Below are 18,973 nucleotides of genomic sequence, written 5' to 3' on the forward strand. Positions count from 1 at the left end.
TACATCTCCACAAACAGTTAACAGAATCGCGGGCCTAGCAGCCTGTCAGCCTTAAGTCCGACAGGCTGCTGGTATGGATTGCAGGCGACAGATCATCAGGGTAGCACGGAGGCAAGAATCAGCCCGAACTGGCACGGGTGATCGTCAAAGACAATTCTGCGCTGTTTTCCTATCCAGTTTGACAGGTGTCAGGACCAATGCTATTCCGTTAATGATTGATCAAAAAACACTCACATAATGTCGACCAGCACCATCTTGGCAATTGATGAAGGATTCCGGGTAGTTGGTGCAGTGACAGAGCTGCAGTGACAAAAACGAGGAACTGGACTATGGCTCAGATCAACCGCACGGATAGGCAGATAGAACGGCGGCAATTTCTCAAGCGCACCCTGGGAGCGGTAGGGGTAGTCAGTTTGCCTTTACCGGTCAGCCAGGCACTGGCGGCAAGCGGCGGCGCAGGAAATCTGGCACCTGATGTGCCGGAATGGTCCCTGTCCCAGGGTAAACCCATTCTTTCACCGGCCTATGGCCAGCCCTCAAGATTTGAGGATGGCGTAGTCCGCACACCGACGGACTTAACACCCACCAAAACCTCTTCCTGGAGTTTTACCCCGTTACAGGATCTGAATGGCACCATCACCCCCAATGGCCTGGTCTTTGAACGCCATCACGGCGGGGTTCCTGATATCGATCCTGAACAGCACCAACTGATGCTGCACGGCATGGTCGAGAAGCCGATGATCTTCGACATGGCAGAGATCAAACGCTTCCCCCAGGTCTCGATGAAGCGTTTCCTGGAGTGTTCGGGCAACACTCTGACTGAATGGAAAAAGCCCAGCGGCAAGACCGTTCAGGACACCCATGGCCTGCTCAGCTGTTGTGAATGGACAGGCGTGCGCCTGTCTACGCTCCTGCGAGCCGCGGGTGTCAGGGATAAGGCCAAGTGGATCCTGGCAGAGGGCGCCGATGCCGCCGCGATGACCCGCAGCATTCCCATGGAAAAAGCCATGGACGATGCGCTGGTGGTCTATGCCCAGAATGGAGAGGCCTTGCGGCCCGAACAGGGCTACCCTTTGCGGCTGATCCTGCCGGGCTTTGAGGGCAATACCCAGATCAAGTGGCTGCGCCGGCTTGAAGTCGGTGACGCGCCTTATATGACCCGGGAAGAAACGTCCAAATACACCGACCTGATGCCGGACGGGAGCGCTCGTCAGTTCACCTTCGTGATGGAAGCCAAGTCCGTAATCACCTTTCCGTCAGGGGGGCACACCCTTCCGGAAAAGGGCTTTTACGAAATCCGGGGGCTTGCATGGTCTGGCCGGGGCAAGATTACCCGGGTGGATGTCTCCACCGACGGTGGCCGCAACTGGACTCAGGCGAAGCTCGAAGGCCCGGTGGAGACCAAGGCACTGACTGCGTTCCGGCTGCCATGGCGGTGGAAGGGGGGCAGCGCGCTTCTGCAGAGCCGTGCCATTGATGAAACCGGATACGTCCAGCCCACCCGTCAGGCGTTAATCGACGTGCGAGGGCTGAAATCCGTTTATCACCTGAATGCCATACAAACATGGGAAGTCAGCTCTGATGGAGGGGTCAGCAATGTTCACGTATAAAACCATCGCACCCATTGTACTTGTATCCCTGGTCGGGACAGGCACGGTTATGGCTCAGGATGAAGATTACGGGCTGGGCCGGGACGCCACCGATCAAGAAGTCGCGGGCTGGGACATTGATGTACCGCCCAGCGGTGAAGGTCTGCCCGAAGGCTCCGGTAGCGTGGCCGAGGGCAAGGAGGTTTACCAGGCCCAATGCCAGAGTTGCCACGGCGCCGACGGTAAAAGTGGTCCGATGGACCGGCTGGTAGGCGGTAAGGGCACGCTGGCAAGTGACTCTCCGGTCAAGACCGCGGGAAGCTACTGGCCTTTTGCCACCACACTCTACGACTACGTTCACCGTGCCATGCCGTTCCAGTCCCCCCAATCCCTCTCACCGGATGAAACCTATGCGGTCACCGCCTATGTTCTTCACCTGAACGGCATTGTGGAGGAAGACACAACCCTCGACGCCAAGTCACTGCCCGAAGTCAAAATGCCCAACCGGGATGGCTTCGCCCACCCGGACCCACGCCCGGATGTTGATGCCAGGGCGTGTATGAGTGATTGTAGAAGTGGTGAGTGACGGACCAGGCGAGCAGTAGGCTTGTTACAGGAAAAGAGAAATAAAAAATTTCTCTTTTCCTGTAACAAGCCGTTCATCTAAAGTGGATCTGGTTCGGTTCGGTCGACCTTCCCGGTTTTCCGACTAAAGATCCCGCAAATGCCCGAGCCCAAGCTGCGCCATCTGGCCACGAATCCAGGCCTCCCGCTCCAGCACATAGGAGGATGGCGAAGCAGCACTCAACACTTTCGGATTCGGGAGCACGGCTGCAAGCCGCGCGGCCTGATATTCTGAAAGGTGCCGGGCAGGCTTGCCGAAGAAGGCCTGGCTGGCCGCCTCCACCCCGTATATGCCTGGCCCGAATTCGGCGATATTCAGATACACCTCCAGCACACGTTTTTTCGGCCACAAGCCGTCCAGCCCCAGGGCCAACACCGCTTCGATGGCCTTTCGGACGAAGCTGCGCCCGTTCCAGAGAAACAGGTTTTTGGCGGTTTGCTGGGTGATGGTGCTGGCACCCCGAAGCCCCTCGCCGGCCCGGTACTCCGAGAGCGCCTGCCGAATCGCCTCGAAATCCACGCCCGCGTGATAAGGAAAACGCTGATCCTCGCTGGCCACTACTGCCAGGGGCATCCAGGGGGAAATCTCGGACATGGACACCCAATCATAGGCCAGCGATTTGTGCGGGTACTCCAACTGGTAGCCCAGCATAAATGCTGAGGCGGGTGGATTCACAAACCGGAACAACAGCATCACCAACACGATCAGCACTAACGCGCCACCGAAGGTCCAGCCAAGCAGACGCAGGAATTTTCGGGCACCAGACATCTTGGCCATTAGTTCGAACCCACCCCATCAATTCGCGGCTCCGAGTGGCCCTTCAGAGCTTCCGGCCGACGCAGAGCCGTACCCAGAACCAGAACAAACGCGGCCAGCACAAATACCTTGTTCACAAACCAGTTCGTGCGCCAGACGGACCACTCCGGGCCTGCCAGAAACCAGATGAACAGGTGCGCGAGAAACGTGATCCAGGGGCTCCGAAGATTGTCAGTGGCCGATGCCATTGCGGTGCTCCTGTCCTTTAGTTCTATCTTTGCACACTGAGGGACCGGAGGCACAATTGACCACCACCCTACAGACCACGCAAACTGATGCCCGAGTCCCGTTTAAGAGCGAACGCATCTGCCATGCCAGCAAACGTAAAAACCCGGATCCTGTTCCACTCCAAACGTTTGAAGATATATCTGGTACGTTACCCTGAGGGCCATAAGGTCGTGCCCCACGTGGACATGATTTCTGAGGGCCAGCTATACAAACTCAATTGCGTTCTGGTGAAACCCAAAGCCGGTGGCAAATTTATCTGCGAGAAGAACATTTTTAACCTGTTCGGGCGGGTATACCTGTTTCGACCAGATCTTTACCAGCACCGGGTTTCAAGGATCGAACGCGGGAATCGGTGGTTGTTGAGCTTTGCTCTAAACAAATCCTGAGCCTGCACCCCAACAGTGTGAAGGTGGAAAGAGGCGCATGGAAAAGCCCCGTTTCTATTACCCGGGCGAGAAACCCTACCGGATGATTTCCGTTCGGGAACATTGTGGAAATCTACAGCCACAGCTATGAATTGATTTACGGCGAGGGCGCGTACTGAGCCGGGACGTAACAAAATCCCATCAGCGGTGTCTGAGGAATAGTCGCCTTCACCAAAAGGGGAAATGGCATGAAAAGGCTCTTACCGCTGATGGTCATCGCTCTGCTCTTCACAGCCAGCGCAATGGCTTCCGAACCGCCTGTCTACACCGGCTTACTGAGCAATACCGGCGCCGGTGGGTACGACACCGTCAGTTACTTCGAAACCGGACAACCCACCAAAGGCTCCAGCAACTTCACGGCCGAGTACCAGGGGGCCACCTGGCGATTTGCAAACGCTGAACATCTGGCCCGCTTCAAAGACAACCCTGAACGCTACGTGCCGGCCTATGGCGGCTACTGCGCCTGGGCTGTCAGCCAGGGCAACCTCGCCAAAGGCGACCCTAAGTACTGGACCATCAAGGACGGGCGGCTGTACCTGAACTACAACCAATCCGTGCAAGACCAGTGGCTGGAAGACCCAGACGGGTTTATTCGACAGGCGGATGTGAATTGGCCGAGGGTTCTGGAGTAGGAAATCAAAGCAGCTGTCAAACTCTTTAGCCAGACGAGACTCTCGAAAGACCATATTGTGGCGCCGGGTTGAAGATCGGCGCGAAGCGGAAGGTAACCACATCCAGCCCATGAATATCCTCAATACTCTCGATCGGGCCGATGCGTGAGCGATTGTAGAACGCGCCGTTCTGGTACCTCAATTCGCCGCTCCGAGTGGCCCTTCAGAGCTTCCGGCCGACACAGAGCCGTACCCAGAACCAGAACAAACGCGGCCAGCACAAATACCTTGTTCACAAACCAGTTCGTGCGCCAGATGGACCACTCCGGATCCGCCAGAAACCAGATGAACAGCGTCGTGATAATGAAAATCTCAACCACCGACATGCCAATGGCCAGCATGCGGGTATATCGTGGTCGCACCAACAACGCCCAGGCCAGCCAGAGATGAGCCGCCGGCCAAAGATCCCAGTATATATACGTTGTCCACGCCTCACCGCTGACCAGCGCAAAGCCAACCGGAAACAGATATTTGATAAAGACGGTCCAGGCCACGAGGATCAGGAACAGATGCGCGAGAAACGTGATCCAGGGGCCCCGAAGATTGTCAGTGGGCGATGTCATTGCGGTGCTCCTGTCCTTTAACCCTATCTTTGCATACTGAGGGCCCTGAGGCACAAGTTCATCTGCGAGAAGCTGGCCCAGCTCGCCGGTGGGCTCAAGGACATGTCCACACGTTTCGTGGTTTAATCCGCTGTGGGAGGAGAGCGCCTCGCAACTGGTGGTCAACCGGTCCGCCCCTTACCGTAACGTCCTGACAAACAAGGGGCTCCTGGGCAATTCTAGTCTTGGGCGGCTCTGATGAAACCCTGTAAGGACTGTATATGATATTTGGAATCGCCTGGTTCGCAATGATGTGGCTCGGACTGATCATGGTCGCGCTGGTTGCTGCCGTGGTGTTCGTCCTGCGCCGGCGTCACGATGCCGGGGATGACACCGAAGCGCCCACCCGCGAGCAACAAAGTGAGGCTCGCCAACAAGTGCTTGAAATGGTCGAGGGTATGCATACCGCCGCTGAAGGCCTCCATGGCCGCGCTCGTGTAAAGGCGTTGCGGAACTATATGGATAGCATGAGCGATGGTCTGGAACTGGTCTCGGCAATCCATTCCCCTGCCAACGGCTCCCCCAGGGGCGAATGGGTCATTGCGCCCGGCGCAAAACCCGAGCGTCGCATTCTCTACATTCACGGCGGCGCCTGGATCGCCGGCAGCCCCAAAAGCCATCGCGCCATTACTGACCGGTTGTCACGGCTGGCCCACGCCTGCGTATTCGCTATCGATTACCGGCTGATGCCGGAAAACCGCTACCTGGACGGCATCATCGACTGCCAGCGGGCCTATCGCTGGCTTCTGGACAACGGCCCGGACGGAAAGGCTCCGGCTGATTTCGTGGTGGTTGCGGGGGACTCCGCCGGCGGCAGCCACGCCTTGGGACTCATCGCCTGGATACGAGATCAGGGCCTGCAACCACCGAACGCCGCTATTGCATTGTCACCCTCCACCGAACTGATGCTGACCTCACTGGGCAGCCGGGCCAATCTGAAAACCGATGTCATGCTGGGACCAATCGTTAAAAAAATGTCCCGGGTACCGCTGCCGTTGCTATGGTGGGGAACCGTTCTGGGCATGCGGGTATTGCCCACCAGCCCTATGGCATCACCCCTGCGCGGAAAGTTACACGCTCTTCCGCCAACACTGATTCACGCCAGCGAATCGGAACTGTTGGTGGAAAATGCCCGGCGGTACGCAGAGAAAGCACGGGCGGCTGGTTCACCGGTGGAAGTGGAAACCTGGCCCGACATGGTTCATGTGTGGCATCTGTTTACGCCGCTGCTGCCGGAGGCGGAAGAGGCGTTCCAGCATATCGGGGCGTTTCTGTCGCGGGTGGAAGCCGGTTCAACCTAAAGGGATCAGCTCAGCAGGCGCTCTTTGGCTTCATTGATACGGGCTGCCAGATAGTTACTTCCGCCATGGTCCGGGTGCAGTTTCTGCATCATCCGGCGGTGGGCCTGGATGATCTCCTCCCGGCTGGCACCGGGCTCCAGCCCGAGGATGTCCAGGGCTTCGCTCTTGGTTAAAGGACCGCCGGCATCGCCGGAATTGGCACGATCACGGGATTCCCCGCCGTCATCGCTGGCCACGTCGTCCGCACGCCAGGAGTCTCCGAACCGGCGGTCAAGGTAGGACTCCAGCAGCCGGGCCGAGTCCTCGTCATGCTCCCGACAGTATCGTAACAGCTCGATAAATTCGCTCTCGCCCAGATCCGCCAGCGCCCGACCGGCCATGGGGCCTTTCAGGATTTTGCCATTCATGGTTCCGGAGTCGTGGTCCAGGCTCATTTCGAGAATGTCGCTGGACACATGGGATTGATTGCCCGGTTTGGCTTTTGCTTCCCCGCTCCCTGCCCCGGCCATACGCCCCATCAATATGGATGGCAGCACACGGCGTAGCAATGGGTAAAGAAACACCAACAACGCAAGCAGAAAGTGCACCCGGCCGGTAACGGCCAACAGAACCACCATCGCGATACCGGCAAACAACAACAGCTTGATAAGGGCCGGCTTGCGTTGGCTGGGCGGCTGGTTGCGCAGCCAGACCCATGCAAAAACCGACAGTACGATAACCAGTAGCGTTAATTGCACTCAGATACCCCGGGCTCATCAGCCCATCGTTGGATTGAAGGTGGCTTGAAGGTGAATGGAAACAAGCGCTATCTGATCTGCTTTGTCAGGCGCCTGACTTCCGGGGAGCTGCGGCTGGAAAAGTCCTGCAGGGCCCTGGCTCCCCCGGACGCATAGACCGCAACAGCGGCCATAAGATCCTTGAGCACCTGCGGGCTGTTTCGATCAAAGGAGGCATAGGCACCTCCGGACAGCTTGCTCACCTGCTGGAACACTGCCCGGGCATGGGCATCGTCGCCCTCATGGAACATGAACACCGGGGTTCGCAGCATTCCCAGTTCACCGGCGGTATGGCAGAGCTCGTCCACCGGCTCCTCGCAACAGTCCCCGATAAACACCACGGCCTTGACGGCCTTTGCGCGGGTTTCTTTCACAGCGTGCGCCAACACCCGGCTGATCTGGGTACGGCCACCCAGGCAGGAAACGCCGTTCATCAGATCCAACAGCTGACCGGTCTCGGTGACGAACCCGGTGGCTTTGAATTCACCAAAGCCACGGTAATAACACAGCTGAATGGCCAGACCACCCAGATCCCTGGTCGCCATGAACAGCTCACTCTGCAAGTGGCAGGCCTCATCCCAGGTCGCCTCCCGGCTCGCGGTGGCATCCAGGGCGAAAATCAGCCGGCCCTGCCCCCTGCCCTGTTTTGGCAGTTTCCGGACCTGGTGGATAAACTGGTCGATCGACTGTTTATCGGATTTGGTGCGTAGCTCTTTGTCGGACATAAGCGTCTGAAACCGCCTGGGCTGACCAAACTATCGTTATAAGCGTAGGGCAAAGACGAGGCAATTCACAGGCCCGGTTTTTTCTGAAGCAATGGAATCCGATCACCGCGAACACATCTCCGCTGTCATCAATTTTCCAGGATACGTCACAACAGCACCTTCAGGCCATCCAACTGACGGGGCCCACCTTTCTTGTGTTCCCGTTCGTGCTTGTTTTCTCGTTCGTGATTTTTATGATCAAAATATTCTTAATAAACACAATGGAACTTACCTTCTAAATATTTCTTCGATCAAAGGGTAACGCTATTTTTTAAATAGTTGCCGACATGGCAGCTCATATTAAAACAATCAAACAAAAAATAGGTTCTGGTAAAATCATGAAAAAAAATAGCACACAACTGGCATTCTCTATTGCAGCAGCATTAGCGAGTACTACTGCATTAGCAGACAGCGACACCCAAAAATTAGAACAGCAACTACATGATCTGCAAAAAGAATTCTCTGACTTAAAAAAATCAAGCATTTTCAATTTAGAGTTCGGTGGCCGGGTTCAGGTTGACTACAACTACTTTGAAGGTGCCTACAATGCTGATAACGGCGGTGACCCAAGCAGTGACTTTTTCCCTCGCCGTATTCGTACCTACGTAGAGAGCGAGCACGGTGATTGGGATCATAAATTATTACTCGATTTTGCTGAAGGTGCTGGTGAAATTGTTTTGGCACGAGTACGTTACAACGGTTTCGATAATGGTCTGAAAGTGCAAGTTGGTAAGTTGCGTGAAGATATCTCATTAAACGCACTAACCAGTAGTAAATATATCAATACTATCTCGCGTAGCTCGGTGGCAAATAGTATGTCGCCTTTCTTCCAGTGGGGCGCATCGGCCTACCAATACTTTAAAGATACTGGCTTTCGCTATGCTGTTGGTGCTTATAAAAATGAAGCATTTGGTGCCAATGGCAGGAATAATGATGATGGCTCGTTAGCGCTGTCTTTAACGGGCCGATTAACTTGGCAACAAGATTTACAAAATGGCGTATTACATCTTGGTAGCTGGTATTCAAAACGTGATATGGGGGGGCGTTTGTTAACGGAATCCTTCGCGCGTGGTGAAATACGCAACACAAATACGCGCCTAGTAAATTACGCCGCAGGCGGTAATCTAGTGAGCCTGAATAGCTTGCAACAAGCAGGTTTAGAGGCTGCGTATCAGTATAAAGGCCTGACCGTGGAGGCAGAATACGCGGCCCGTGAATTAAATACTGTAGATCCCACTTCGATATTAGATGGCGAACTCTATGACGGTTATAGCCTATCAGCGAGTTACTTCCTGGATGGCTTTCAAAAACAATACTCTAAAGGTTCTGCGGTATTTAAGCAGCCTAAAGGGGTTAAAAACGCATGGGAATTAGTTGCTCGCTTAAGTGGTACCGATGCGACATCAAGTACGCAAGGCACCGAGATAACAACTTATACTTTGGGCACGAGCTATTATTATTCATCACAAGTTAAATATATGGCGAACCTTATTTATTCAGAAGTGGATGGTCCAGGTGCGAATGATTTGGTAGGTGATGAAGATAACGGTCTTGGTTTTACCGCACGTATTCAATATTTATTCTAGCGCCCTTTAACAAAAGCTCACCTTATTATTGAGCTTATCGGATAGGCGAGCGATGGATTCAATGATCTGATCTGCCGTTTTGCGCCAGGCAAAGGGCTTGGGCGCGTCGGTGCAGGTCGCCAGATACTCCTTAATTGAAGCCTCAAGCTCGCGTGTGCCACGGTGGGAGTTGCGCTTGATCCATCGCTGTGAAATGAACGTGGTACCGGGGCCTAGTGTCCCGTCTGGCTAATTCGCTAATGTACTGCGAATTAGCCAGACGGGACACTAGCTGCAAACCAGGCCCGCACTTTTCAGTCTTAACAGCAGAGCCTGATGGAGGTTACAGTTTTGCCAGTGCCTCAGGCACTGGCGTGTCACCGGACACCACATCAAAGACGCGATTGGTGGCAGTGTCCAAATCCAGCACCGCCAGCAGGACGCGGGCAACATCCTGCCGTGGAATCGTACCGAAATCGTCCAGTCTCGCACTCACCGAAACCTTGCCCGTCCCGTCATCATCGGTCAGCCGACCCGGACGAACAATGGTGTAATTCAGGCCGCTGTTTTTCAGGTGCTCATCGGCGTTGTGTTTGGCCTGAAGGTAATGACGGAGTTTTTCCGGCCCCTTTTCCGGCTCCTCAGCTCGCATACTGCTCACCATGATAAAACGCTTTATACCCATGGCCCTGGCTGTATCCACCAGCCGGATAGCACCGTCCTGATCCACATCAATGGTTTTATCCGGCCCGGTATGCGGGCCTGAGCCAGCGGTAAAAATGACCGCATCGCAGCCTCTCATGGCTTCGCTACAGTCTTGCTCCAGATCGCCCAGCACGGTTTCCGTAGCACCCAACTGCTGTAATTCCGGGCCCTGATCCGGGTGCCGGATCAAGGCACGTGCCTCATGATCCCTGTCGGCCAATTCCCGTAACAGATGTTGCCCGATTTGCCCGTTAGCTCCTGCAATGAACACATGCATGGCGGATCTCCTGATTAGCTGATTGGCGTGCATATCTTTTATATGCCGAGTGCGCTGCACTTACAATTCAGGGCACCGGAGAGACAGTTTACGGGAATGTTACGGGAATGCGCGACACACGACTGGAGGGAGCTTTTGGATAAATCCGGGCGCTGGTCGCGGAAGGCGGCCGAACCCAGTGATACCCTGGACCTTGAGCGCGGCGTGCTTGCCCTTGAAGATCCCCGGTAGACCGGGCGGGTACATTAGCCTGCCATTCATAATCAGGGACCTGGCGGCGGCAGGATTTGCCACTGCCAGGCGCTTGATTGCTACGACATAGCGTCAAGTTTTTTTATCGCTTTTTTAAGTACCTTAACCGACTCGGCATGCTTCCCCTGGCTGTGCAGTGATTGGCCCTGATCACGGAGCGCTTTGATACTGGCTTCAGTCTTACTATCGAGTTGAGCTGACTGCAGTTGTTGATCAATCTGGCTAACCAGAGACGGGCACTGGCTGGCCAGCGCAGTGCCAGCTAGGAATACAGTGATTAATAGTGCAGCGAGATAGCGCATGAGACTTCCTCCTTTGGCGCACCCAGATAGCGTTGCTAGTCTGGTTATGATTTGACCAACTTCGGGCGGTTTAGTTCCGAAATCCGGGACAGATTTTCCGCCAGTAAATGGAATCGACCGGACCCGGGCGAATGAGCGGCAGCGCTGGATCTTAGCCCGCCAGCGCGGCCCGCACCTTCTTGCTCAGATGGCCCATGTCGACCCGGCCGAGCACCTGGGGGCGCAGGTTGTTCATGACACGTCCCATGTCCTGCATACCCTGAGCATCAGTTGAGCTGATGGCCAGTCGGATCAGGCCGTCCAGGTCATCCTCATTCAGGGCGGCGGGCATGAATTCCTCGATAATCACCATTTCCGCACGTTCCTTATCGCCCAGCTCCTCGCGACCGGCGGCATCGTATTGGCTGGCAGCGTCGCGGCGCTGCTTGAGCATTTTGTCCAGCACCTTCAGAACGTCCTCGTCACTCAAATCTCGGCGTTCATCAATCTCGATCTGCTTAACCGCGGCCTGAGCCATACGCAGGGTGACAAGCCGGGTTTTGTCCTTGTTCCGCATGGCGTCTTTCACGGCGCTGTTCAGTTGTTCCTTGAGTGTTGGTTCCGCCATTGTCGAGCTCCTGTTCTATGGGTTAAGGGGGACGGACTTCGCATAAAGCGAAAGGGTAGATTTAACGAAAAATCGGAAAAGGTTCAATCGTGGACAATGAAGGAGCCCCATAGGTTTCCTCCGGCTCGACGCCCTGTTAATTCTGTTAGAATCAATCCGAAGCTTCCCCTCTGAAACCTTAACAGGCGTTCATGCATGAAACCCAACCCCTTTAATACCCGTATCGGCCTGGCTCTGGGGGGCGGTGCTGCCAAGGGCATTGCCCACATTGGCGTTTTGAAAGCCTTCGAAGAAGAGCAAATCAAGATTCACTGTATTTCGGGTACCAGTGCGGGGGCGCTAATCGCCAGCTATTACGCCTTCGGCCGCCCGGCAGAGTCCATACTGTCGATTTGTTCAACGCTGAACCTGTCGAAGATTATCAACTTCACCCTTGAGCGTGGTGGCCTGTTCAGTACCAACGCCATTCGGGAGATGATCCACCGGGATCTGGGGGATGTCCGGATCGAAGATGCCGACATTCCCCTGGCCATTTGCGCAACGGATATCGAAACCGGCGAGCAGTTGATCTTCAGGGAAGGAAACCTGGCGGACGCCGTCTGTGCATCCATGGCGGTGCCCGGCCTGTTTGTGCCGGTGGAGGTGGATGGCCGAATTCTGGTCGACGGAGGGCTGGTTGAAAATGTCCCGATTTCACCGTTGGCGAAAATGGGCGCAGGGATTACCGTGGCCATTGATCTGAGCCATGTCAGCCGGTACCCGAAGCCGGAAGATACGTTTGATGTGATCAGCAACGCCATCAACATTGGTATCGATTTTAATACCCGCAAGCAGTTGAAGAACGCAGACATAGTGGTGCCGCTGGATTTAAGCCGCTACAGCCTCACCAACAACGCCAAATGTGTGGACGAGCTATACCTGGAAGGCTACCACCCCATGAAGAAAAAGATTCGCCGGGTGCTCTGGTACAAGCGGATGAACGTCGCTATCAGCCTTTTAAAAACGGTCAGGACATTGCTGCCCTTCAAGATGCCCGAGATTATCAAAGACCTTAAACGGCACGCCTTTGGCGTCCGTAATCGAAGCGAACCGGATACCCGAACCCCAGGATCTTGAGCGGCCAAAGGGCTCTACCATGTTCCCACTCCCATTTCCCTGGCACTCTTGATCTGGCACCTTTGACCTGGCAACCCTTGATTTGGCAACTCTGATCGCGAAACGAGGAACGATGGAATTCACCTTTCTGGGCACATCTGCCGGCACACCGACACGGTCACGCAACGTAACCGCCCTGGCCCTGTCGCACTCCGGCTACAAACCCTGGTACCTGGTGGACTGTGGCGAAGGCACCCAGCACCAGCTGCTACGCGCTCACTACTCGGTGATGCAATTGCGGGCGATCTTCATCACCCATATCCACGGTGACCACACCTTCGGCCTGCCGGGGCTGCTCACCAGTGCCTCCATGCTGGGCCGCACAGAACCGCTGGACATCATCGCCCCCGTTCAGACTCAACGTTTCATCAACGCGACGCTCGAAAACAGCGATTCCAGTCTCAGCTATGCCCTGAACTTCACCGATTCCGAAGCGTCGGACTTCTGCTGGCAGGATGACTATTTCGAGGTGACGAACGTAGCGCTGTCCCATCGGGTACCCTGCCGTGCCTACGTGTTTACGGAGCGAAATCTGGAGCGACAACTGTTGCAGGGCAAGCTGAAGCAGGACGGTGTCGAACCCGGGCCCAACTGGGGCGAGTTGCAGAAAGGCAATGACGTAACACAGGAAGATGGCCGCCTGCTAAGAAGTGACGACTACACGCAGATTCCCCGCGTTGCCCGCCGCCTGATCGTCGCCGGTGACAATGACAACCCTGCCCTGCTGACCGACGCCTGCAAAGGCAGCCATGTGTTGATTCACGAGGCTACCTACACCCAGGACGTGGCCGACCGGGTTGGCCCCTGGCCACAACACAGCTCCGCCGAACAGGTGGCCCGGTTTGCCCAACAGGCCCAGTTGCCCAATCTGATACTCACCCATTTCAGCTCCCGCTACCAGTCCACGCCGGGCGGCACGCCCAACATCAACCACTTGGCAACCGAAGCCATGCAACACTACCGGGGCCAGCTATTTCTGGCCCGGGATTTCGACACTTACCGGCTGGAGAAGGATATGTCACTGATTTGTCTGAGCACAGAAAACCCTTTTTAAAGTGAACGTCCTGAAAATCATCTGTCCCAGTTTTCTCAATTGCGGTGTAATGTGCCAGACACTCACTTGCCTGCAGATACGCCTGTCACTATGCCCATTGTCACATCGCCCGAGCAGAACATCTCCGAAATTGAGATAGAGCAGGCAATCCGCTCCGGTATCGAGCGCTACTTTGACGACTGCCGGGCGCGGGTACCGGCGTTTATTGACCGCCATTTCCATTACCCCGGTGCCATCGCAACCAACCGGATGGCGCTCGGATGGGACATGTTGCGGGCGCCCGTTAATCTTCTGTGGGCGCCGGTGTACGCCCTGGTATGCCTGGTGAAAATTCTGGTTCCCAAACGAGCAGGCCTGATGTGGCTGCAAGGTTTGGCAAATCGTGTACCCGCCGGTTTTACCACTCGGGTACAACAGCATATCTCGCACCTGATCCTGGTGGACCTGTTGAACAATGGTCAGGAGGGCCCGCTGCTGGAGAGCTATCTGATTGAGGCGCTGGAAGCGGTCTATGAGCGCCACACCTGCGAGCCGGTCGATCACCAGCAGTTCAACAAGCTGATTGAGCCGCTGGTGGCGGACACTCTCAGTCATTACCGGGTAACCCGCACGGCATCGGCCGATATCACCAACAGTATTACCTGCACGGTGCTGGGCGCGTTTGCCTTCCAGAAGTTTACCCCGGGTGGTATCGGGCTTGGGGTGGTGCTCGCATCCATGCTCGCAAAGACCCTGGCCGCCAGGGACTTTATTCTGGGTGAAACCATCGGCGGGTGGTACTACAGCGTATTTCCACCGGAGCCTTCGCTGGCGACAACAGCCAGCGTTATGGTCGCTGTCATGGCCTTATTGGCGGCGTTTGCGGCCTTGTCCGGTGTTATTTTTGATCCCGTTCAGGCGGCTGTCGGTTTGCATCGCGGGCGCCTGCACAAGCTACTGGACCACCTGCAGAGGGACGTCACACTCAGCACCCAAAGCAGCTTTCGCCCGAAAGACCAGTTTGTGGCGCGGATTCTGGACACGTTTGACATGATCAAGTCGGGTTTAATATAACGAACGGAGTGTCTGCATGATTACAGTTCATCACCTCAACAATTCCCGCTCACAACGCGTTCTCTGGATGCTGGAAGAGCTGGGCGTGCCCTACGAGATCCAGCGTTACGAGCGTGATCCCAAAACCATGCTGGCGCCGGCAAGCCTCAAAAAGGTACATCCGCTGGGGAAATCACCGGTGATCACCGACGGCAATCTGGTGGTGGCGGAATCCGGCGCCATTATCGAATACCTTGCCCACACCTTCGGCAAAGACACCATGCTGCCGGAGACCGGCGGCCAGGCATGGCTGGATTACACTTACTGGCTGCATTACGCCGAAGGCTCTTTGATGCCCCCGTTGGTGATGCGCCTGGTGTTTGAAAAGGTAAAAACCAGCCCGATGCCGTTTTTTATCAAGCCCGTAGCAAAAGGCATTTCCGACAAAACCAATGAAATTTTCATCGGCCCGATGATCAAGACCCACCTGGATTTTGTCGAATCCCACCTGGCCAAAAACACCTGGTTTCTCGGCGACAACCTCAGCGCGGCGGATATTCAGATGAGCTTCCCGCTGGAAGCCTCAGTAGCACGGGGTATCGTCGGCAAGAACCGGCCTCATATCACCGCCTGGGTGGCGCGAGTGCACGCCAGGCCTGCTTACCAGAGGGCGCTTGAGAAGGGCGGAGAATACGATTTTGCGTGAGTAGACCGCCAGGCAGGCGATCCCTGGTCCGGGGACATGGAGTTGAACCTGAGTGACTGAAACGCGTTGGTGCGTCGAACCATGATGCAGTAATCCAGCGAACCCAATCCGTTGAAGCTCACGCGCCAATGGGGATTCTTCTCGGCCCCGCCAGTGATGTAGTGCTTTGGACTGAACAATGGAACGTAGGCCTGCTTGATGGCCGTGATACCGTAGTGGTTTACGAGATGCGCGTAACCTGCGTATTGCATGCGCTTCCGTGTCTCCGCCTCTACAGCCAAGCTTTTTTACCCAATTGAAGCCTTTTTACACCAATCGTACTTTTTTTACACTTTTTCGGATTTGGAAAATAATTTTTACACACTCAGGAAACCGGGCCCCCCATTAGCCAGCCTCCCATAGCCCGGCTTTGTCATTCTTCCAAGTAGACACCCGCAAAAGCCCGAGGGTTAAAAATATCCTTGAAACTATGCTTGAACCTTAGCTTCTTGATGTCTTGGTGTCGTGGATTCACGACCATAATGTGCTCTAGCCCGCCTGATACGGCGCAGCTCGGCACAATCAGCCCAACCCCCTCAAGAGACTGGAGCCACTGATTGCCGATTTCCTGGGTGGATTCTGGATAAGGAAATGCAGACCAGTCCTCAGGGAGATCGCTCTCAATCAGCTCGCTGATTGCTGCATCGTCATCCAATTCATACAAGCCAAGTCTGTAGGATGGTGGAACCTTTCTCGGGCTGGCGGTGTAATTGGTCATCTCAAGCATGGCAACCGAAGCCGTCAGCCCAAAGTACATCACTGGTGTCTGAGGAAGGTTCCATCTCGCACCGTCTTCAAAAGACCCACCGAGCCCCGTGTAGTTTTCAAGAAATTTTTCCGGCGCGATTCGAAAAAGCCGCATTCAGCTGAAGTCCCCGTACTCGATTTTGCGGAGAACCTGGGACACCCAGCGCCTGCCCTCAAATGTGTCGAAAAGACTGATCGGCCTAACTCCGCCCAGAGCAGGCACTTCAGACTTCAGCCACTGCATTGCTGCATCTTCTGATTCCCAAACCTGGGCTGCTTGCCGCAGCAGTCGAACCGTATCCAGGACCTCCTCAGAATCTTCTCTGTTCAAGGCCTTTCTTTTGTAGATCCTGCTGAGGTTCGAGGAGGTGACACCGAGGATAGTGACAAAGGTGTCCCTGAGACCTGTCGCATCTATCAAGCCTTTAACCCAAGCGCCGGGAATTCCCGCCCTGGCTACCTCAATAAAGTTCTGGCGATTTTCGAAAATCTCAGGGGGAACCACGCCAAAAACCATCCCCTTCCTGGCAGATAGTTTCTTTACCCGGTTTGCCCCACCTTTGAGCTCATACTTCTCCAGCTCAGGATCGTAGCGAAGCTCAATACTTTTGATTTTATGGGTTTTTCCTGCTTTCAAGGCTACCCGCTTTTTGGGCTTTTCAACAGATGCGCCTTTAGCCGTAATCATCTCAATCACCTCACTTTGACGCCCTCATACTAGCATCATTTTGACGAATAAAAAGCATCAAAATGATTATTCTCGTACCTTGGTGAACCGGGGGAAATCTGCCCCGGTTTTCACGGTTTTCGTCAACTCCTGTCGTTACCAGCCAGCAGAAGATCCGGATTAAAGCCCATGATCACCGCACCCCAATGCTTGCCATCTACATGCACGGGGATCGATAGGTCGTTGAGAATTTCCCCCGTATCCCGGATATAGGTTTGTAGAAGGAACCGCTCTGTGTGGCTGGCCCTTCGTTTTTCAGTCTCATTGCTGTTGTAGAGCCGCTGATCACGGCTGTAGAGAAGGTCTTTTTCAGGGTCGCCGGTGATCGGCTGCGACGTGGCTCTATGATGAACGGGAATGTAGCCATTGACGTCCACCAACAGGCTGTAGACCGTGCCATCAAGGCGCTCTTTACTGCGGTCTGTCAGGTCCTGGAACGCTTGTTTAAAGCGATCGACGAACCGGGTCCGGTATTTTTGTGGCGAGGTATTCGGAACCGGTTCATAGCGGCGGTCAAAAATGTCCACACCCTGCCGGGCCAGCTCAGTGAGCCTTTGCTCGAATTCGGCAGCCAGCGCCTGGCGCTGCTCCAGAATTTCCTCGAAGGCGCCCCGGCCGATCCGGTAGCGGGCCAGCAGCGCCATGGAGGCCTCGGTGGCTTTGCGAAGCTGCTCGGAGTAGGCGTCCGATTCGGCAATCTCCTTCGCCAGTTCGCCGCCAAGGTGATGGATCTCGTTGCCGTGCTCGTGCACCTGACGGTTGGTAATACTAACTTCCTCCACGGAAGAGGTGATGGACAGAAGCTCCTCGTGCGCCTGCTCAATGTACTGCAACATGTCGTCGAACTGGGAAGCGGTCGAGGTCACCTCTTCCCGGGCCTGATCGGTTTGTTCAAGCAGCTGCTCGGTGTCCTTCTCGGTGTGACCGACCCGGGCATCCATGTCGCTGATGATCTGATGCACGTCGCCGGTCGCCGACGCAATTTTCTGGGCCAGTTGGCGGACTTCATCCGCCACCACGGCGAAACCGCGACCGGCCTCCCCCGCCCGTGCCGCCTCGATGGCGGCATTCAGCGCCAACAGGTTGGTCTGGTCCGAGAACCCCTGCACCATCTCTAGAATCTTGCCGATTTTGCCAGCGCTTTCGCTGAGCCCGGCCACGGTCTCGCGGAAGGTCAGCAGTTGGTCGTTGACCTGCCGAATTCGTTCGGCCACCTGGGACAACGCCTGATTGGACTCGCGCACCCCGTCGAGATTACGGGAATTGAGCTCCGAGACCGACCCGGTACGCTGGGTAATGTCCTCCAGTGCCGTGGCACCCTCACCACTGGACTGGGCAATCAGCTCGGAGACTTGTTCCTGCTTGCTGGCGCTCTGCTGCGCCTCGCCGGTGAGCTTGCGCAGCCTGGCCGACTGCACCGCCACCTGCACCGCATGATGGCGCAGATCCGACAGGGCGCCCCGCATGCTGGCCAACAGTTCATTATGTTCTCTGGCAATCCGCCCTGCCTGGCCGGAGCCGACCGGTTGGTCCCTTGATATATCCAGCACCCCGTGACTCTGGCCCGCATCGGGTTCAGTCGGCGTTTCAGCGCTGGCCACCCGGTCACGGCCCAACCACCAGGCCAACCCGGTTATCACGGCAGCCAACCCAAACCCGGCCATGGCAAATCCCGGCATCATCACAACCAGGGCGAACAGGACCAGAACCAATACACTGCTGACACGGAATACCAAAGGCTGCCGTGGACGACTTTCCGAAGCGACTGCATTCATTTTTATTTGCGTCCTCTGTAAGAGTAGGAACCGTTTTTGGGTTATCGGCAGGGCTCAACAGAACTTAAAAGACCAAAACCGGGACACCCATTAGCCTGCGAGGCCAAAAGAAGGCACAGGGCCAATAGCAGCTATACTGCCTAGTACACACCACCGAGAAACTGGCGAATTACCGGAGCAAAGTCTGATTCCCGGGGCCGGCAGAGACGCAGGCAGAATCTGCAAGGAGCATT

21 protein-coding genes and 1 pseudogene are annotated in these 18,973 nt (G+C 55.6%); 11 read left to right on the forward strand and 11 right to left on the reverse strand.

Going from position 1 to position 18,973, the window contains the following annotated elements; genetic code table 11:
• Positions 1-329: 329 nt before the first annotated feature.
• Together soxC and D0851_RS07305 are read left to right on the forward strand one after the other, a co-directional pair.
• The gene (soxC, locus tag D0851_RS07300) at positions 330-1,610 is read left to right on the forward strand and encodes a sulfite dehydrogenase (RefSeq protein WP_117618048.1); all 1,281 of its coding nucleotides are present in this window, start codon (positions 330-332) and stop codon (positions 1,608-1,610) included.
• A complete protein-coding gene (locus D0851_RS07305; RefSeq protein WP_117618049.1) occupies positions 1,597-2,175 on the forward strand; it encodes a c-type cytochrome in 579 nt (192 codons plus the stop codon). Before soxC ends, D0851_RS07305 begins: the two co-directional genes overlap by 14 nt.
• A gap of 123 nt (positions 2,176-2,298) precedes the next feature.
• Here the strand turns inward: D0851_RS07305 and mtgA are convergent, their stop codons facing one another.
• On the reverse strand, positions 2,299-2,991 hold the full coding sequence (gene mtgA / locus D0851_RS07310) for a monofunctional biosynthetic peptidoglycan transglycosylase (RefSeq protein ID WP_117618050.1): 693 nt from the start codon (positions 2,989-2,991) through the stop codon (positions 2,299-2,301).
• Entirely contained in the window at positions 2,991-3,218 is a 228-nt protein-coding gene (locus tag D0851_RS07315; RefSeq protein WP_117618051.1) for a hypothetical protein, read from the reverse strand. The genes mtgA and D0851_RS07315 overlap by 1 nt, the downstream gene beginning before the upstream one ends.
• 123 nt (positions 3,219-3,341) lie before the next feature.
• Here D0851_RS07315 and D0851_RS07320 point away from each other — a divergent pair, with 123 nt between their 5' ends.
• From D0851_RS07320 to D0851_RS07330, 3 genes and pseudogenes are all read left to right on the forward strand, one after another.
• The gene (locus D0851_RS07320) at positions 3,342-3,644 is read left to right on the forward strand and encodes a 2OG-Fe(II) oxygenase (RefSeq protein ID WP_117618052.1); all 303 of its coding nucleotides are present in this window, start codon (positions 3,342-3,344) and stop codon (positions 3,642-3,644) included.
• A 22-nt stretch (positions 3,645-3,666) separates the two neighbouring features.
• Positions 3,667-3,802 (forward strand): annotated as a pseudogene (locus D0851_RS20940) (glyoxalase); the annotation flags it as partial.
• A gap of 69 nt (positions 3,803-3,871) precedes the next feature.
• Complete coding sequence (locus D0851_RS07330; RefSeq protein WP_117618053.1) at positions 3,872-4,315, forward strand: YHS domain-containing (seleno)protein; 444 nt, start codon at positions 3,872-3,874, stop codon at positions 4,313-4,315.
• 119 nt (positions 4,316-4,434) lie between these two features.
• Here the strand turns inward: D0851_RS07330 and D0851_RS07335 are convergent, their stop codons facing one another.
• Positions 4,435-4,917 (reverse strand): hypothetical protein, encoded by a 483-nt coding sequence (locus tag D0851_RS07335; protein ID WP_205422286.1) that lies wholly within the window; start codon positions 4,915-4,917, stop codon positions 4,435-4,437.
• 260 nt (positions 4,918-5,177) lie between these two features.
• Here D0851_RS07335 and D0851_RS07340 point away from each other — a divergent pair, with 260 nt between their 5' ends.
• Positions 5,178-6,257 (forward strand): alpha/beta hydrolase, encoded by a 1,080-nt coding sequence (locus D0851_RS07340; RefSeq protein WP_117618054.1) that lies wholly within the window; start codon positions 5,178-5,180, stop codon positions 6,255-6,257.
• A gap of 5 nt (positions 6,258-6,262) precedes the next feature.
• On the opposite strand, the gene D0851_RS07345 is transcribed toward D0851_RS07340, so the two are convergent.
• Entirely contained in the window at positions 6,263-6,994 is a 732-nt protein-coding gene (locus D0851_RS07345; protein WP_117618055.1) for a molecular chaperone DnaJ, read from the reverse strand.
• 68 nt (positions 6,995-7,062) lie between these two features.
• Entirely contained in the window at positions 7,063-7,758 is a 696-nt protein-coding gene (locus tag D0851_RS07350) for a VWA domain-containing protein (protein WP_117618056.1), read from the reverse strand.
• 326 nt (positions 7,759-8,084) lie between these two features.
• Between D0851_RS07350 and D0851_RS07355 the strand changes: the two genes are divergently transcribed.
• Entirely contained in the window at positions 8,085-9,383 is a 1,299-nt protein-coding gene (locus tag D0851_RS07355; protein WP_227539478.1) for an OprO/OprP family phosphate-selective porin, read from the forward strand.
• Positions 9,384-9,705: 322 nt separating this feature from the next.
• Here D0851_RS07355 and D0851_RS07365 read toward each other — a convergent pair whose 3' ends face one another.
• The 3 genes from D0851_RS07365 to D0851_RS07375 all read right to left on the reverse strand — a co-directional run bounded on the left by D0851_RS07365 (position 9,706) and on the right by D0851_RS07375 (position 11,505).
• Positions 9,706-10,344, reverse strand: coding sequence for an SDR family oxidoreductase (locus D0851_RS07365; protein ID WP_117618057.1), 639 nt, complete (start codon positions 10,342-10,344; stop codon positions 9,706-9,708).
• Between the two features lie 311 nt (positions 10,345-10,655).
• On the reverse strand, positions 10,656-10,898 hold the full coding sequence (locus D0851_RS07370) for a hypothetical protein (RefSeq protein ID WP_117618058.1): 243 nt from the start codon (positions 10,896-10,898) through the stop codon (positions 10,656-10,658).
• Positions 10,899-11,049: 151 nt separating this feature from the next.
• Positions 11,050-11,505, reverse strand: a complete 456-nt coding sequence (locus D0851_RS07375) for a GatB/YqeY domain-containing protein (protein ID WP_117618059.1) — start codon at positions 11,503-11,505, stop codon at positions 11,050-11,052.
• A 195-nt stretch (positions 11,506-11,700) separates the two neighbouring features.
• On the opposite strand from D0851_RS07375, the gene D0851_RS07380 reads away from it, so the two are divergent.
• The 4 genes from D0851_RS07380 to D0851_RS07395 all read left to right on the forward strand — a co-directional run bounded on the left by D0851_RS07380 (position 11,701) and on the right by D0851_RS07395 (position 15,452).
• Positions 11,701-12,621: a patatin-like phospholipase family protein gene (locus D0851_RS07380; protein ID WP_117618060.1), complete on the forward strand. Its 921-nt coding sequence runs from the start codon at positions 11,701-11,703 to the stop codon at positions 12,619-12,621.
• A 112-nt stretch (positions 12,622-12,733) separates the two neighbouring features.
• A complete protein-coding gene (locus tag D0851_RS07385) occupies positions 12,734-13,714 on the forward strand; it encodes a ribonuclease Z (RefSeq protein WP_117618061.1) in 981 nt (326 codons plus the stop codon).
• Between the two features lie 90 nt (positions 13,715-13,804).
• Positions 13,805-14,767, forward strand: coding sequence for a DUF6635 family protein (locus D0851_RS07390; RefSeq protein WP_117618062.1), 963 nt, complete (start codon positions 13,805-13,807; stop codon positions 14,765-14,767).
• 16 nt (positions 14,768-14,783) lie between these two features.
• Complete coding sequence (locus D0851_RS07395; RefSeq protein ID WP_117618063.1) at positions 14,784-15,452, forward strand: glutathione S-transferase family protein; 669 nt, start codon at positions 14,784-14,786, stop codon at positions 15,450-15,452.
• 412 nt (positions 15,453-15,864) lie between these two features.
• Here D0851_RS07395 and D0851_RS07400 read toward each other — a convergent pair whose 3' ends face one another.
• The 3 genes from D0851_RS07400 to D0851_RS07410 all read right to left on the reverse strand — a co-directional run bounded on the left by D0851_RS07400 (position 15,865) and on the right by D0851_RS07410 (position 18,740).
• Positions 15,865-16,353: an RES family NAD+ phosphorylase gene (locus D0851_RS07400; protein WP_117618064.1), complete on the reverse strand. Its 489-nt coding sequence runs from the start codon at positions 16,351-16,353 to the stop codon at positions 15,865-15,867.
• Positions 16,354-16,926: an antitoxin Xre/MbcA/ParS toxin-binding domain-containing protein gene (locus D0851_RS07405; RefSeq protein WP_205422287.1), complete on the reverse strand. Its 573-nt coding sequence runs from the start codon at positions 16,924-16,926 to the stop codon at positions 16,354-16,356.
• Positions 16,927-17,048: 122 nt separating this feature from the next.
• Positions 17,049-18,740 carry a methyl-accepting chemotaxis protein gene (locus D0851_RS07410; RefSeq protein WP_117618065.1) on the reverse strand — a complete coding sequence of 564 codons (1,692 nt, stop codon included), beginning with the start codon at positions 18,738-18,740 and terminating at the stop codon, positions 17,049-17,051.
• Positions 18,741-18,973: the final 233 nt, after the last annotated feature.

It is taken from the genome of Marinobacter sp. Arc7-DN-1 (assembly GCF_003441595.1).
GTDB classification, from domain to species: Bacteria; Pseudomonadota; Gammaproteobacteria; order Pseudomonadales; family Oleiphilaceae; genus Marinobacter; species Marinobacter metalliresistant.

Coding starts and splice junctions, on each gene's coding strand:
- D0851_RS07400 (WP_117618064.1), bottom strand. CDS start 16,353: ATGCGGCTTTTTCGAATCGCGCCGGAAAAATTTCTTGAAAACTACACG.
- D0851_RS07320 (WP_117618052.1), top strand. CDS start 3,342: ATGCCAGCAAACGTAAAAACCCGGATCCTGTTCCACTCCAAACGTTTG.
- D0851_RS07410 (WP_117618065.1), bottom strand. CDS start 18,740: ATGAATGCAGTCGCTTCGGAAAGTCGTCCACGGCAGCCTTTGGTATTC.
- D0851_RS07330 (WP_117618053.1), top strand. CDS start 3,872: ATGAAAAGGCTCTTACCGCTGATGGTCATCGCTCTGCTCTTCACAGCC.
- soxC (WP_117618048.1), top strand. CDS start 330: ATGGCTCAGATCAACCGCACGGATAGGCAGATAGAACGGCGGCAATTT.
- D0851_RS07355 (WP_227539478.1), top strand. CDS start 8,085: ATGGCAGCTCATATTAAAACAATCAAACAAAAAATAGGTTCTGGTAAA.
- D0851_RS07340 (WP_117618054.1), top strand. CDS start 5,178: ATGATATTTGGAATCGCCTGGTTCGCAATGATGTGGCTCGGACTGATC.
- D0851_RS07385 (WP_117618061.1), top strand. CDS start 12,734: ATGGAATTCACCTTTCTGGGCACATCTGCCGGCACACCGACACGGTCA.
- D0851_RS07370 (WP_117618058.1), bottom strand. CDS start 10,898: ATGCGCTATCTCGCTGCACTATTAATCACTGTATTCCTAGCTGGCACT.
- D0851_RS07390 (WP_117618062.1), top strand. CDS start 13,805: ATGCCCATTGTCACATCGCCCGAGCAGAACATCTCCGAAATTGAGATA.
- D0851_RS07375 (WP_117618059.1), bottom strand. CDS start 11,505: ATGGCGGAACCAACACTCAAGGAACAACTGAACAGCGCCGTGAAAGAC.
- D0851_RS07380 (WP_117618060.1), top strand. CDS start 11,701: ATGAAACCCAACCCCTTTAATACCCGTATCGGCCTGGCTCTGGGGGGC.
- mtgA (WP_117618050.1), bottom strand. CDS start 2,991: ATGGCCAAGATGTCTGGTGCCCGAAAATTCCTGCGTCTGCTTGGCTGG.
- D0851_RS07395 (WP_117618063.1), top strand. CDS start 14,784: ATGATTACAGTTCATCACCTCAACAATTCCCGCTCACAACGCGTTCTC.
- D0851_RS07365 (WP_117618057.1), bottom strand. CDS start 10,344: ATGCATGTGTTCATTGCAGGAGCTAACGGGCAAATCGGGCAACATCTG.
- D0851_RS07315 (WP_117618051.1), bottom strand. CDS start 3,218: ATGGCATCGGCCACTGACAATCTTCGGAGCCCCTGGATCACGTTTCTC.
- D0851_RS07305 (WP_117618049.1), top strand. CDS start 1,597: ATGTTCACGTATAAAACCATCGCACCCATTGTACTTGTATCCCTGGTC.
- D0851_RS07335 (WP_205422286.1), bottom strand. CDS start 4,917: ATGACATCGCCCACTGACAATCTTCGGGGCCCCTGGATCACGTTTCTC.
- D0851_RS07405 (WP_205422287.1), bottom strand. CDS start 16,926: ATGATTACGGCTAAAGGCGCATCTGTTGAAAAGCCCAAAAAGCGGGTA.
- D0851_RS07350 (WP_117618056.1), bottom strand. CDS start 7,758: ATGTCCGACAAAGAGCTACGCACCAAATCCGATAAACAGTCGATCGAC.